This is a genomic window from Pseudomonas sp. P8_241 (genome assembly GCF_034008315.1).
Lineage (GTDB): Bacteria > Pseudomonadota > Gammaproteobacteria > Pseudomonadales > Pseudomonadaceae > Aquipseudomonas.
On sequence record NZ_CP125377.1, the window covers coordinates 4,740,614 to 4,753,465 of the forward strand.

Here is a 12,852-nt window from a genome sequence, read left to right on the forward strand (position 1 = left end):
CGAAGGACGCGCCGCTTGCGCTCACTTCGGCTGAACCGTGGATGGGGAACCATGAACACTTCTATCAGTACCGCCTACAACTACAAGGTGGTCCGCCAATTCGCCATTATGACGGTGGTGTGGGGCATCGTCGGCATGGGGCTCGGGGTTTTTCTCGCGGCCCAGTTGGTCTGGCCCGAACTCAACTTCAATTTGCCATGGACCAGCTTTGGCCGCTTGCGCCCGCTGCACACCAACGCGGTGATCTTCGCCTTTGGCGGCTGCGCGTTGTTCGCCAGCTCGTTCTATTCGGTACAACGCACCTGCCAGACACAATTGTTCGCGCCGAAAATCGCCGCGTTCTGCTTCTGGGGCTGGCAACTGGTGATTCTGCTGGCGGCCATCAGCCTGCCGCTGGGTTACACCAGCTCCAAGGAATACGCCGAACTGGAATGGCCGATCGACATCCTGATCACCATCGTCTGGGTCGCCTACGCCATCGTGTTCTTCGGCACGATCATGCAGCGCAAGACCAAGCACATTTATGTGGGTAACTGGTTCTTCGGCGCGTTCATCGTCACCGTGGCGATCCTGCACATCGTCAACAACATGGAACTGCCCGTCAGCTTCACCAAGTCCTACTCGCTCTACTCCGGCGCCACCGACGCGATGGTGCAGTGGTGGTACGGGCACAACGCCGTGGGCTTTTTCCTCACCGCCGGTTTCCTCGGGATGATGTACTACTTCGTGCCGAAACAGGCCGAGCGTCCGGTGTATTCCTATCGCCTGTCGATTGTGCACTTCTGGGCCTTGATCACCCTGTACATCTGGGCAGGCCCCCATCACTTGCACTACACCGCACTGCCGGACTGGGCACAGTCGCTGGGCATGGTGATGTCGCTGGTTCTGCTGGCACCGAGCTGGGGCGGCATGATCAACGGCATGATGACCCTGTCGGGCGCGTGGCATAAGTTGCGCAGCGACCCGATCCTGCGTTTCCTCGTGGTGTCGCTGGCGTTCTACGGCATGTCGACCTTCGAAGGGCCGATGATGGCGATCAAGACGGTCAACGCCCTCTCCCACTACACCGACTGGACCATCGGCCACGTACACGCCGGCGCGCTCGGCTGGGTGGCGATGATTTCCATCGGCGCGCTGTACCACATGATCCCGAAAGTCTTCGGCCGCGAGCAGATGCACAGCATCGGCCTGATCAACGCGCACTTCTGGCTCGCCACCATCGGCACCGTTCTGTACATCGCCTCGATGTGGGTCAACGGCATCGCCCAGGGCCTGATGTGGCGTGCAGTGAACGAGGACGGCACGCTGACCTACTCCTTCGTCGAGACATTGGTGGCCAGCCACCCTGGCTTCGTCGTGCGGTTGGTGGGCGGCGCGATCTTCCTCAGCGGCATGTTCCTGATGGCCTACAACACCTGGCGCACCGTGCGGGCCTCGCAGCCTGCCGACGTCGCCGCTGCCGCGCAGATGGCCTGAGGAGTCCGCCATGAAACACGAAACTATCGAAAAAAACGTCGGCCTGTTACTGCTGCTGATGATCCTGGCCGTGAGCATTGGCGGCCTGACACAGATCGTCCCGCTGTTCTTTCAGGACGTCACCAATAAGCCGGTGGAAGGCATGAAGCCCTACACCGCATTGCAACTGGAAGGCCGCGACATCTATATCCGCGAAGGCTGCGTTGGTTGTCACTCGCAGATGATCCGGCCGTTTCGCGCCGAGACCGAGCGCTACGGCCACTACTCGGTAGCCGGCGAAAGCGTCTGGGATCACCCGTTCCTGTGGGGCTCGAAACGTACCGGCCCGGACCTGGCCCGCGTTGGCGCGCGTTACTCCGACGACTGGCACCGCGCCCACTTGTACAACCCGCGCAACGTCGTGCCCGAGTCGAAGATGCCAGCCTACCCGTGGCTGGTGTCAAACCCGGTCGACAGCAGTCACACCGAAACCAAGATCAAGGCCATGCGTACTTTGGGCGTGCCGTACACCGACGAAGACATCGCCGGCGCCACCGCGTCGCTCAAGGGCAAGAGCGAAATGGACGCACTGGTCGCCTATCTGCAAGTGCTCGGCACTGCCATCAAGAGCAAGAGGTGAGCCATGGTCGTTGAATTGAGCACTGGAATGATTCGCGGCCTCGGCACTGTCGTGGTGTTCGTGGCCTTCATCGGCCTGACCCTGTGGGTGTTCAACGGCAAGCGCGCCCCGGATTTCGCCGAAGCGCGCCTGCTGCCCTTCGCCGATGAGCCGCAAGCCGACATCAATGAAGAATCTGCAACAAGGAGTACTCGGTCATGACCACCTTCTGGAGTACGTGGATCTGCGTACTGACCATCGGCAGCCTGATCGGCCTGACCTGGCTGCTGCTCAGCACCCGCAAGGGCGAAACCAAGGGCAGTGTCGACCAGACCATGGGCCATAGCTTCGACGGCATCGAGGAGTACGACAACCCGTTGCCGCAATGGTGGTTCATGTTGTTCGTGGGCACGCTGGTGTTTGCCGTCGGTTATCTGATCCTTTATCCGGGCCTGGGCAACTGGAAAGGCATCCTGCCCGGCTATGAAAATGGCTGGACCGGCGTGCACGAGTGGGAAAAGGAAATGGACAAGGCTGACGCCAAGTTCGGGCCGATCTTCGCCAAATTTTCTGCGATGCCCCTGGAAGAAGTCGCGAAAGACCCGCAAGCGTTGAAAATGGGTGGACGCCTGTTCGCCTCCAACTGTTCGGTGTGCCACGGCTCGGATGCCAAAGGTGCGTTCGGCTTCCCCAACCTGACTGACAACGACTGGCGCTGGGGCGGTCATCCGGAAACCATCAAGGCCACCATTCTGGGCGGGCGGATGGCCGCCATGCCGGCCTGGGGTGAGATCCTCGGTGAAGGTGGCGTGAAGAACGTTGCAGCCTACGTTCGCCATGACCTGGCCGGCCTGCCGCTGCCCGCCGGCAGTACGGCCGACCTGCAAGCAGGCCAGCAAGCGTTCAACACTACGTGCGTGGCGTGTCATGGAGCCAAGGGCCAGGGTACGGAAGCGATGGGCGCGCCGAACCTGACGCACCCGGCCGGTTTCATCTACGGCACCAGCCTGACGCAGCTTGAGCAAACGATTCGCCATGGCCGCCAAGGCCATATGCCGGCGCAGAATGAAATGCTCGGCAACGACAAAGTGCAGTTGCTGGCTGCGTATGTGTACAGCTTGTCTCACGCTCCGCGTTCCGAGCATTTGCTGGCCGAGGACACAGGCGAGTAAATCCGGACCGCTCTACTGCCGCATTCATCCGGATGCGGCAGCCTCCCCTCCCTTTGCGACGCATTGTCGCACCCTCATTGCTTCTTCCTTTCGGTTCACCGGATTCGGGTCTAAGCTTGCTCCGATGCGGACCGGCAAGCACCGGTTCCAGGTCGACCTTAACCGATGTGTTCGCCGTTTCTGCCCGATGACAGGCTGCAAAGGCCGGGAATACCGGCTGTCGCGCCAATTGCCTTCGGTCACCCGGTCGTTGCGTTTGAACACACCCCGTTACATGTGACCTGAACCCCTCGCCTTTTTCCTCCGCGAAGACATTTTGCCCGTGGGCAATTTTGTCCTTACGCGGTGCATGGAAAGGCCGCAGAATCAGCATTTGAAAGCATTGACCCACGTCATGGCGCGTTGCAATGACCCCCTGCTTTCTCCATACTTGCGGCCGATTTTTAATCCTAATAAAACACCCAAACCGTGGAACCTTAGAATGAGCACAGCAATCAGTCCGACTGCTTATAACTATAAGGTAGTCCGCCAGTTCGCCATCATGACGGTGGTCTGGGGGATCCTTGGCATGGGGCTCGGTGTCTTCATCGCCTCGCAACTGGTCTGGCCGGAGTTGAATTTCGGTCTGCCGTGGACGAGCTTTGGACGCCTGCGCCCGTTGCACACCAACCTGGTGATTTTCGCCTTCGGTGGATGTGCACTGTTTGCCACTTCTTATTACGTCGTGCAGCGAACCTGCCAAACGCGACTGATTTCCGACAGCCTCGCGGCCTTCACCTTCTGGGGATGGCAAGCGGTGATCGTCGGTGCTGGTATCTCCTTGCCGCTGGGTTACACCACCAGCAAGGAATACGCCGAACTGGAATGGCCCCTGGCTATCCTGCTGGCCATTGTCTGGGTTACCTACGCTTTGGTGTTCTTCGGCACCATCGTCAAGCGCAAGACCAAGCACATCTATGTCGGTAACTGGTTCTACGGTGCCTTCATCCTCGTGACTGCGATGCTGCACATCGTCAACCACATGTCGCTGCCGGTCAGCCTGTTCAAGTCCTACTCGGCCTACGCCGGTGCGACTGACGCGATGATCCAGTGGTGGTACGGCCACAACGCCGTAGGTTTCTTCCTGACCACGGGCTTCCTGGGGATGATGTACTACTTCGTGCCGAAACAGGCCGAGCGTCCAATCTATTCCTATCGCCTGTCGATCGTGCACTTCTGGGCGCTGATCACCCTGTACATCTGGGCCGGTCCGCACCACCTGCACTACACCGCCTTGCCGGACTGGGCACAATCGCTGGGCATGGCGATGTCGATCATCCTGCTGGCTCCGAGCTGGGGCGGCATGATCAACGGCATGATGACCCTGTCGGGCGCCTGGCATAAGCTGCGCACCGACCCGATCCTGCGCTTCCTGGTGGTTTCCCTGGCGTTCTACGGCATGTCGACCTTCGAAGGTCCGATGATGGCGATCAAGACCGTGAACTCCCTGTCGCACTACACCGACTGGACCATCGGCCACGTACACGCCGGCGCCTTGGGCTGGGTGGCGATGATTTCCATCGGTGCGGTCTACCACATGATCCCGAAACTGTTCGGTCGCGCGCAAATGCACAGCACCGGCCTGATCAACACTCACTTCTGGCTCGCGACCATCGGTACCGTGCTCTACATCGCTTCGATGTGGGTCAACGGCATTACCCAGGGCCTGATGTGGCGTGCAATCAACGATGACGGCACCCTCACCTACTCGTTCGTAGAAGCGCTGCAAGCCAGCCACCCGGGCTTCATCGTCCGCGCCTTGGGCGGTGCATTCTTCGCCACCGGCATGCTGTTCATGGCCTACAACGTATTCCGTACCGTACGCGCCTCGAACCCGGCTGAAGCCAAAGCCGCCGAACAGATTGCCGTAGTTGGAGCTCACTGATGAAGCATGAAGCAGTCGAGAAGAATATTGGCCTGCTGGCCTTCTTCATGGTCATCGCCGTCAGCATCGGCGGCCTGACCCAGATCGTTCCGCTGTTTTTCCAGGATGTCACCAACAAGCCGGTCGAAGGCATGAAGCCTCGCACCGCCCTTGAACTGGAAGGCCGGGACGTTTACATCGCCAACGGTTGTGTCGGCTGCCACTCGCAGATGATCCGTCCGTTCCGTGCTGAAACCGAACGCTACGGTCACTACTCGGTCGCCGGTGAAAGCGTCTGGGACCACCCGTTCCTGTGGGGTTCCAAGCGTACCGGTCCGGACCTGGCCCGTGTCGGCGGTCGTTACTCCGATGACTGGCAGCGTGCGCACTTGTACAACCCGCGCAACGTAGTGCCTGAGTCGAAAATGCCGGCCTACCCGTTCCTCGTGGAAAACAAGCTCGACGGCAAAGACACCGCCAAGAAAATGGAAGTCTTGCGCACGCTCGGCGTTCCTTACACCGACGAAGACATCGCCGGTGCCAAGGATGCTGTGAAGGGCAAAACCGAAATGGACGCGCTGGTGGCCTATCTGCAAGGCCTGGGCACCATCATCAAAAGCAAACGGTGATCTAAATGGATATCGGGATGATTCGTGGCCTGGGCACCGTCGTTGTGATGGTCGCCTTCATCGGTCTGGCGTTGTGGGTATTCAGCCCCAAGCGCAAGTCGGAGTTCGAAGACGCGACCTTGCTGCCTTTCGCGGATGATCCCGAAGCCATCAAGCACGTCGAGCAAGCTTCTAGGAGTAACAAAGAATGACTAAATTCTGGAGTCTGTACGTCACAGTCCTCAGTCTCGGTACGATCTTTTCCCTGACCTGGCTGCTGCTGTCGACCCGCAAGGGCCAGCGCACCGAGCAGACGGATCAGACGGTTGGGCACTCCTTCGACGGGATCGAGGAGTACGACAACCCGCTGCCGAAATGGTGGTTCATGCTGTTCGTGGGCACCATCATCTTCGCTTTGGGCTACCTGGCGCTGTATCCGGGCTTGGGCAACTGGAAGGGCCTGCTTCCGGGTTACAACTACCTGGATAACGAAAAGCAGACTGCGTTCGCCAACGGCCAGACCGGCTGGACTGGCGTTCATGAGTGGGAAAAGGAAATGGCCAAATCGGACGCCAAGTTCGGTCCGATCTTCGCCAAATTCGCTGCCATGCCAATCGAAGAAGTGGCCAAGGATCCGCAAGCCTTGAAGATGGGTGGCCGTCTGTTCGCCTCCAACTGCTCGGTCTGCCACGGTTCCGACGCCAAGGGCGCCTATGGCTTCCCTAACCTGACCGACGCCGACTGGCGTTGGGGCGGCGAGCCGGAAACCATCAAGACCACCATCATGGGTGGCCGTCACGCGGTCATGCCGGCATGGGCTGAAGTGATCGGCGAGCAAGGCGTTGCCGACGTGGCCGCGTTTGTCCTGACCAACCTCGACGGCCGCAAGCTGCCGGAAGGCGCCAAGGCCGATCCGGTTGCCGGCCAGAAGCTGTTCGCCGCCAACTGCGTGGCATGTCACGGCCCGCAAGGCAAAGGCACTCCGGCCATGGGCGCACCTGACCTGACTCACCCGGGCGCGTTCATCTACGGTTCGAGCTTCGCTCAACTGCAGCAGACCATCCGTTACGGCCGTCAGGGCCAGATGCCTGCGCAAGAAGCCATGCAGGGTAACGACAAGGTTCACCTGTTGGCCGCTTACGTCTACAGCCTGTCTCACGGCGAGAAGGCTCCGGCGGAAGATGCCCAGTAAGGCAAACGCTTGAGGCAACACAAGACGGCCCTGCCAATGTGAATTGGCGGGGCCGTTTTTGTTTCACACGAGTCGCCCCCTGTAGGAGCTGCCGAAGGCTGCGATCTTTTGATTTTTTAAACAAGAATTGCCGCGAGATTTTCAGCTAACAAGAACGAAAGATCGCAGCCTTCGGCAGCTCCTACAGGGAAACCAGAGTTACGCAATGAAACAGGATTGAACCTGACACATCGAAAACTCGTCCATAATTCCCAAGTCAATTGATTCAAGTCATTACACCATCAGTTGATTTTGCCAAACGTGACCAAAGGTCGCACCCGCGAGCTAGAGCGACAGGCGTATCATTGCGCCATTGCGACACCCCTTTTTGACCGCGGTTGGCACGTACTGGCCGGGGCAATTTTTCCACTGCCGTGGGATGCAACTGATGAGCAACCAGATTCCGGTACACGACGTCACTCCACCCGCCAAGAACGCGAACAACAGCGTCGACCTCTACGCCTCACGGGAAAAAATCTACACCCGCGCCTTCACCGGCCTGTTCCGCAACCTGCGGATGACCGGCGGTGCCGTGCTGTTCCTGCTGTATTTCGGTACCGTCTGGTTGAACTGGGGTGGTCATCAAGCCGTCTGGTGGAACCTGCCGGAGCGCAAGTTCTTCATCTTCGGAGCGACCTTCTGGCCCCAGGACTTCATCCTGCTGTCCGGGATGCTGATCATCGCCGCCTTCGGCCTGTTCTTCATCACCGTATACGCCGGGCGCGTCTGGTGCGGCTATACCTGCCCGCAAAGCGTGTGGACCTGGATTTTCATGTGGTGCGAAAAAGTCACCGAAGGCGACCGCAACCAGCGCATCAAGCTCGACAAGGCGCCCATGAGCGCCAACAAGTTGCTGCGCAAGTTCAGCAAACACACGATGTGGCTGTTGATTGGCTTCGTGACCGGCATGACCTTCGTCGGCTATTTCTCGCCGATACGCGAACTGGTCATCGATTTCTTCACCGGCCAGGCCGATGGCTGGTCCTATTTCTGGGTCGGTTTTTTCACCCTCGCCACCTACGGCAACGCCGGCTGGCTGCGCGAGCAGGTGTGCATTTACATGTGTCCGTACGCACGCTTCCAGAGCGTGATGTTCGACAAGGACACCCTGATCGTTTCCTACGACCCGCGCCGTGGCGAAAGCCGTGGCCCGCGCAAGAAAGGTATCGACTACAAGGCTCAGGGACTGGGTGATTGCATCGACTGCACCATGTGCGTACAGGTCTGCCCGACCGGTATCGATATCCGCGACGGGCTGCAAATCGAGTGCATCGGTTGCGCCGCCTGCATCGATGCCTGCGACGCGATCATGGACAAGATGGAGTACCCGCGCGGCCTCATCAGCTACACCACCGAACACAACCTGTCCGGGCAGAAAACCCATAAGCTGCGTCCACGCCTGATCGGCTACGCCGTGGTGTTGCTGGCGATGATCAGTTTGCTGGTGACCGCCTTCTTCATGCGTTCGCTGGTAGGTTTCGACGTCAGCAAGGACCGCGTGCTGTACCGCGAGAACGCCGAAGGCCGGATCGAAAACGTCTACAGCCTGAAGATCATGAACAAGGACCAGCGTGACCACACCTACATCCTCGAAGCCTCTGGCCTGCCGGATCTCAAGATGCAGGGTCGACGCGAGATCAAGGTCGCGGCCGGCGATATCGTCAGCCAGCCTGCCGAACTGTCCGTCGCACCGGAAAAACTGCCGTCGAGCACCAACGAGGTGAAATTCATCCTCAAGGATGCCGATGACGACAGCGTCCATATTGAAGCCAAGAGCCGATTCATCGGCCCACAAAATCGTTAAGAGAACTGATCATGCCCGCAGCAAACGCCGCAAGTCCCTGGTACAAGCACCTCTGGCCGTGGATCATCATCGGGATCCTGGCCTGCTCGGTGACCCTGACCTTGTCCATGGTGACCATTGCAGTGAAGAACCCGGACAACCTGGTCAACGACAACTATTACGAAGCCGGCAAAGGCATCAACCGCTCCCTGGACCGCGAACTGCTGGCCCAGACGCTGCTCATGCGTGCCAGCGTCCACCTGGATGACGTGACCGGCGAAGTCGACCTGCGCCTGAGCGGCAACAGCCAGCCCAAGACCCTGGAGCTCAACCTGATCTCGCCGACGCAACCGGAAAAGGATCGCAAGATCACCCTGACCCGCAGCGAAACCGAACAGGGTCGCTACATCGGTCAGTTGAGCGACAAGATCGAAGGCCGTCGCTTTGTCGAATTGCTCGGCACTCAGGACGACCATATCTGGCGCATGTTCGAAGAAGAACTCGTCAGCCATGACAAGGACTTGCTGCTCGGTGACGAGCCGCTGCAAGGTGCCGAAGACCTGAAGAAGTAAAGCCGCGCTTCGCGCATCGCCGGCAAGCCGGCTCCTACAGAATCACGCGAACTCTGTAGGAGCCGGCTTGCCGGCGATGAGGCCCTCCTGAACGATGTAGACTCCACTTCATGACCTCCCCACTCCCCTGCTACCACTGCGCCCTGCCCGTCCCGGCCGGCAGCCGCTTCACCGCCGTCGTGTTCGGGCAGGCCCGCGAATTCTGCTGCCCGGGATGCCAGGCCGTGGCCGAAGCCATTGTCGCCGGCGGCCTGGAAAGCTATTACCAGCACCGCAGTGAAGCCTCGGCCAACCCCGAGGCCTTGCCGGTGCAACTGGTGGACGAACTGGCGCTGTACGACCGTGCCGACGTGCAACAGCCCTTTGTCCGCCATGAAGGCGAACTGGCTGAAACCACATTGCTGATGGAAGGCATCAGTTGCGCCGCCTGCGGCTGGCTGATCGAGAAGCACTTGCGCACCTTGCCGGCTGTCGCCGAAGCACGCTTGAACCTGTCCAACCATCGTCTGCATGTACGCTGGACCGACGCGCAACTGCCCCTGAGCCAGATCCTCAGCGAGCTGCGTCACATCGGTTACGCCGCCCACCCCTATCAAGCCGACCGCGCCAGTGAACAACTGGCCAGCGAAAACCGCCTGGCCCTGCGCCAACTCGGGGTGGCCGGGCTGTTGTGGTTCCAGGCGATGATGGCGACCATGGCCACCTGGCCGGAATTCAACATCGACCTCAGCCCCGAACTGCACACGATCCTGCGCTGGGTGGCGCTGTTCCTCACCACGCCGATCGTGTTCTACAGCTGCGCGCCGTTCTTCAAGGGCGCCATGCGGGACTTGCGCACCCGTCACCTGACCATGGACGTTTCGGTGTCGCTGGCCATCGGCAGCGCGTACATCGCCGGGATCTGGACCTCGATCACCGGTGTCGGTGAACTGTACTTCGACGCCGTGGGCATGTTTGCGCTGTTCCTGCTGGCCGGGCGTTATCTGGAACGACGCGCCCGCGAACGCACTGCCGCTGCTACGGCTCAGCTGGTGAATTTGCTGCCCGCCTCGTGCCTGAGGTTAAGCACCGACGGCCAGAGCGAGCGCATTCTGCTCAGCGAACTGCGCGTGGGTGATCAGGTGCTGGTGCATCCGGGCGCCATTCTCCCGGCCGACGGCAAAATCATCGACGGCCAATCCAGCGTCGACGAGTCACTGCTGACCGGCGAGTATCTCCCGCAACCTCGTACCCTGGGCGATACGGTCACCGCCGGCACCCTGAACGTCGAAGGCGCACTGACGGTCGAGGTCCAGGCGCTCGGCCAGGACACTCGGCTCTCGGCTATCGTCCGCTTGCTGGATCGCGCCCAGGCGGAAAAACCGCGACTGGCGGAAATCGCCGATCGCGCCGCGCAATGGTTCCTGTTGTTATCGCTGATTGCCGCCGCGGCCATTGGTCTGCTGTGGTGGGAGCTGGATGCTTCGCGGGCGTTCTGGATCGTGCTGGCCATGCTGGTGGCGACATGCCCCTGTGCGCTGTCGCTGGCCACGCCGACCGCCCTCACCGCAGCGACCGGAACCCTGCACAAACTCGGTTTGTTGCTGACTCGCGGCCATGTGCTCGAAGGCTTGAACCAGATCGACACGGTAATATTCGACAAGACCGGCACCCTCACCGAAGGACGCCTGGCATTGCGCGCCATCCGGCCGCTCGGCGCACTCGACAGCGATCAATGCCTGAGCCTCGCAGCCGCGCTGGAGAACCGCTCTGAACACCCGATTGCCCGAGCGTTTGGTCGCGCACCGCTGGCCGCCGAAGAAGTCCACAGCACGCCGGGGCTCGGCCTCGAAGGTCTGGTTGGCGGTCAACGCCTGCGCATTGGTCATCCGGGCTTCGTCTGCGCACTCAGCAGCGCTGAACAACCCTTGATGCCGGACGAAGCCGGCCAATGGCTGCTGCTCGGCGACAACCACGGACCGCTGGCCTGGTTCGTACTCGATGACCGCTTGCGCGCCGACGCCCCTGCCCTGCTGGCGGCCTGCAAAGCACGAGGCTGGCGCACACTGTTGCTGTCTGGCGACAGCTCGCCAATGGTCGCCAGTGTCGCGGCAGAGCTCGGCATCGACGAAGCCCGGGGCGGACTGCGCCCGGACGACAAGCTGCAAGTCCTGCAACAGCTGCACAAGGAAGGCCGCAAGGTGCTGATGCTCGGCGACGGGGTCAACGATGTACCGGTGTTGGCCGCCGCCGACATCAGCGTCGCCATGGGTTCGGCGACCGACCTTGCAAAAACCAGTGCCGACGCCGTGTTGCTGTCCAACCGCCTCGATGCATTGGTACAAGCCTTCAGCCTGGCGCGTCGCACCCGTCGGGTCATCATCGAGAACCTTCTTTGGGCCGCGTTGTACAATGGCCTCATGTTGCCGTTCGCGGCCCTCGGCTGGATCACGCCAGTGTGGGCGGCGATCGGCATGTCCATCAGTTCGTTGACCGTGGTATTGAACGCCCTGCGCCTGACTCGCCTGCCGAGTGTGCCGGTTATCCATGCCACGCCAGAAACCCGCCCGTTGCCGGCCTGAGCCGCACGGGCATGGAGTCAAGATGCCAGCTCTCTACGTGATGATCCCGGCCGCGCTGCTGATCGTGGCCATCGCCGTCTACATCTTCTTCTGGGCGGTCGACAGCGGCCAGTACGACGACCTCGACGGCCCGGCACACAGCATTCTGTTCGACGATCAGGACCCGAAGCACACCGCTGCCGTCGATGAAGCCAGCGGCCATACGACCAAACCGGACGACAAGGCACCGCCCCATGCTTGAACTGGCGCCACTGCTGGTGTCGGCGGTGATCCTCGGATTGCTCGGCGGCGGGCATTGCCTGGGGATGTGCGGCGGACTGATGGGCGCCCTGACCCTGGCGATTCCCAAAGAACAGCGCAGTCGGCGCTTTCGCCTGCTGCTGGCCTACAACCTGGGACGAATTCTGAGCTACGCCACTGCCGGACTGTTGATCGGCCTCGCAGGCTGGGCGGTGGCGAACAGTCCGGCGGCGATGTTCATGCGCGTTCTGGCCGGCCTGCTGTTGATCGCCATGGGCCTGTATCTGGCCGGATGGTGGAGCGGGCTGACCCGTATCGAAAGCCTTGGTCGCGGGCTTTGGCGGCACATTCAACCCGTGGCCAACAAGTTGCTGCCAGTCTCAAGCATTCCCCGCGCACTGTTGCTGGGTGCACTCTGGGGCTGGCTGCCGTGCGGCCTGGTTTACAGCACCCTGCTGTGGTCGGCCAGCCAGGGCAACGCACTGGACAGCGCATTGTTGATGCTCGCGTTCGGGCTCGGTACGTGGCCGGTGCTGTTGGCCACCGGGCTGGCTGCCGAGCGGGTGACGGCGCTGTTGCGCAAACGCAGCGTGCGCATGGCCGGTGGGTTGCTGGTGATGCTATTCGGCATCTGGACATTGCCGGGGCCGCATCAGCACTGGTTGATGGGGCATTAGATCGGTGGCGCGCCTTTCGCGAGCAGGCTCG

13 protein-coding genes are annotated in these 12,852 nt (G+C 60.9%); all 13 read left to right on the forward strand.

Annotated elements, in window-relative coordinates:
- Nucleotides 1-51: 51 nt before the first annotated feature.
- The 13 genes from ccoN (QMK58_RS21235) (at nucleotide 52) to QMK58_RS21295 (ending at nucleotide 12,821) form a co-directional block, all read left to right on the forward strand.
- Nucleotides 52-1,476: a cytochrome-c oxidase, cbb3-type subunit I gene (ccoN, locus tag QMK58_RS21235; RefSeq protein ID WP_053157542.1), complete on the forward strand. Its 1,425-nt coding sequence runs from the start codon at nucleotides 52-54 to the stop codon at nucleotides 1,474-1,476.
- A 10-nt stretch (nucleotides 1,477-1,486) separates the two neighbouring features.
- On the forward strand, nucleotides 1,487-2,095 hold the full coding sequence (gene ccoO, locus QMK58_RS21240; RefSeq protein WP_053157539.1) for a cytochrome-c oxidase, cbb3-type subunit II: 609 nt from the start codon (nucleotides 1,487-1,489) through the stop codon (nucleotides 2,093-2,095).
- 3 nt (nucleotides 2,096-2,098) lie between these two features.
- Nucleotides 2,099-2,296: a cbb3-type cytochrome oxidase subunit 3 gene (locus QMK58_RS21245; protein WP_053157536.1), complete on the forward strand. Its 198-nt coding sequence runs from the start codon at nucleotides 2,099-2,101 to the stop codon at nucleotides 2,294-2,296.
- The gene (gene ccoP / locus QMK58_RS21250) at nucleotides 2,293-3,246 is read left to right on the forward strand and encodes a cytochrome-c oxidase, cbb3-type subunit III (RefSeq protein ID WP_053157533.1); all 954 of its coding nucleotides are present in this window, start codon (nucleotides 2,293-2,295) and stop codon (nucleotides 3,244-3,246) included. Before QMK58_RS21245 ends, ccoP (QMK58_RS21250) begins: the two co-directional genes overlap by 4 nt.
- Nucleotides 3,247-3,727: 481 nt before the next feature.
- Nucleotides 3,728-5,170 (forward strand): cytochrome-c oxidase, cbb3-type subunit I, encoded by a 1,443-nt coding sequence (gene ccoN / locus QMK58_RS21255; RefSeq protein ID WP_053157530.1) that lies wholly within the window; start codon nucleotides 3,728-3,730, stop codon nucleotides 5,168-5,170.
- Nucleotides 5,170-5,778 carry a cytochrome-c oxidase, cbb3-type subunit II gene (ccoO, locus tag QMK58_RS21260; protein ID WP_009042961.1) on the forward strand — a complete coding sequence of 203 codons (609 nt, stop codon included), beginning with the start codon at nucleotides 5,170-5,172 and terminating at the stop codon, nucleotides 5,776-5,778. Before ccoN (QMK58_RS21255) ends, ccoO (QMK58_RS21260) begins: the two co-directional genes overlap by 1 nt.
- A gap of 5 nt (nucleotides 5,779-5,783) precedes the next feature.
- Nucleotides 5,784-5,969 (forward strand): CcoQ/FixQ family Cbb3-type cytochrome c oxidase assembly chaperone, encoded by a 186-nt coding sequence (locus QMK58_RS21265; RefSeq protein WP_003175465.1) that lies wholly within the window; start codon nucleotides 5,784-5,786, stop codon nucleotides 5,967-5,969.
- Nucleotides 5,966-6,949 (forward strand): cytochrome-c oxidase, cbb3-type subunit III, encoded by a 984-nt coding sequence (gene ccoP, locus QMK58_RS21270; protein ID WP_053157527.1) that lies wholly within the window; start codon nucleotides 5,966-5,968, stop codon nucleotides 6,947-6,949. Before QMK58_RS21265 ends, ccoP (QMK58_RS21270) begins: the two co-directional genes overlap by 4 nt.
- 427 nt (nucleotides 6,950-7,376) lie before the next feature.
- Nucleotides 7,377-8,792: a cytochrome c oxidase accessory protein CcoG gene (ccoG, locus tag QMK58_RS21275; protein WP_053157524.1), complete on the forward strand. Its 1,416-nt coding sequence runs from the start codon at nucleotides 7,377-7,379 to the stop codon at nucleotides 8,790-8,792.
- Nucleotides 8,793-8,803: 11 nt separating this feature from the next.
- A complete protein-coding gene (locus QMK58_RS21280; protein ID WP_053157521.1) occupies nucleotides 8,804-9,343 on the forward strand; it encodes a FixH family protein in 540 nt (179 codons plus the stop codon).
- Nucleotides 9,344-9,453: 110 nt separating this feature from the next.
- Entirely contained in the window at nucleotides 9,454-11,904 is a 2,451-nt protein-coding gene (locus tag QMK58_RS21285) for a heavy metal translocating P-type ATPase (protein ID WP_320395391.1), read from the forward strand.
- Nucleotides 11,905-11,926: 22 nt separating this feature from the next.
- Nucleotides 11,927-12,145 (forward strand): cbb3-type cytochrome oxidase assembly protein CcoS, encoded by a 219-nt coding sequence (gene ccoS / locus QMK58_RS21290; protein WP_320395392.1) that lies wholly within the window; start codon nucleotides 11,927-11,929, stop codon nucleotides 12,143-12,145.
- A complete protein-coding gene (locus tag QMK58_RS21295; protein ID WP_053157512.1) occupies nucleotides 12,138-12,821 on the forward strand; it encodes a sulfite exporter TauE/SafE family protein in 684 nt (227 codons plus the stop codon). Before ccoS ends, QMK58_RS21295 begins: the two co-directional genes overlap by 8 nt.
- Nucleotides 12,822-12,852 lie beyond the last annotated feature (31 nt).

Coding starts and splice junctions, on each gene's coding strand:
- QMK58_RS21280 (WP_053157521.1), top strand. CDS start 8,804: ATGCCCGCAGCAAACGCCGCAAGTCCCTGGTACAAGCACCTCTGGCCG.
- ccoS (WP_320395392.1), top strand. CDS start 11,927: ATGCCAGCTCTCTACGTGATGATCCCGGCCGCGCTGCTGATCGTGGCC.
- ccoO (WP_053157539.1), top strand. CDS start 1,487: ATGAAACACGAAACTATCGAAAAAAACGTCGGCCTGTTACTGCTGCTG.
- ccoN (WP_053157542.1), top strand. CDS start 52: ATGAACACTTCTATCAGTACCGCCTACAACTACAAGGTGGTCCGCCAA.
- QMK58_RS21245 (WP_053157536.1), top strand. CDS start 2,099: ATGGTCGTTGAATTGAGCACTGGAATGATTCGCGGCCTCGGCACTGTC.
- ccoP (WP_053157527.1), top strand. CDS start 5,966: ATGACTAAATTCTGGAGTCTGTACGTCACAGTCCTCAGTCTCGGTACG.
- QMK58_RS21265 (WP_003175465.1), top strand. CDS start 5,784: ATGGATATCGGGATGATTCGTGGCCTGGGCACCGTCGTTGTGATGGTC.
- ccoP (WP_053157533.1), top strand. CDS start 2,293: ATGACCACCTTCTGGAGTACGTGGATCTGCGTACTGACCATCGGCAGC.
- QMK58_RS21295 (WP_053157512.1), top strand. CDS start 12,138: ATGCTTGAACTGGCGCCACTGCTGGTGTCGGCGGTGATCCTCGGATTG.
- QMK58_RS21285 (WP_320395391.1), top strand. CDS start 9,454: ATGACCTCCCCACTCCCCTGCTACCACTGCGCCCTGCCCGTCCCGGCC.
- ccoG (WP_053157524.1), top strand. CDS start 7,377: ATGAGCAACCAGATTCCGGTACACGACGTCACTCCACCCGCCAAGAAC.
- ccoN (WP_053157530.1), top strand. CDS start 3,728: ATGAGCACAGCAATCAGTCCGACTGCTTATAACTATAAGGTAGTCCGC.
- ccoO (WP_009042961.1), top strand. CDS start 5,170: ATGAAGCATGAAGCAGTCGAGAAGAATATTGGCCTGCTGGCCTTCTTC.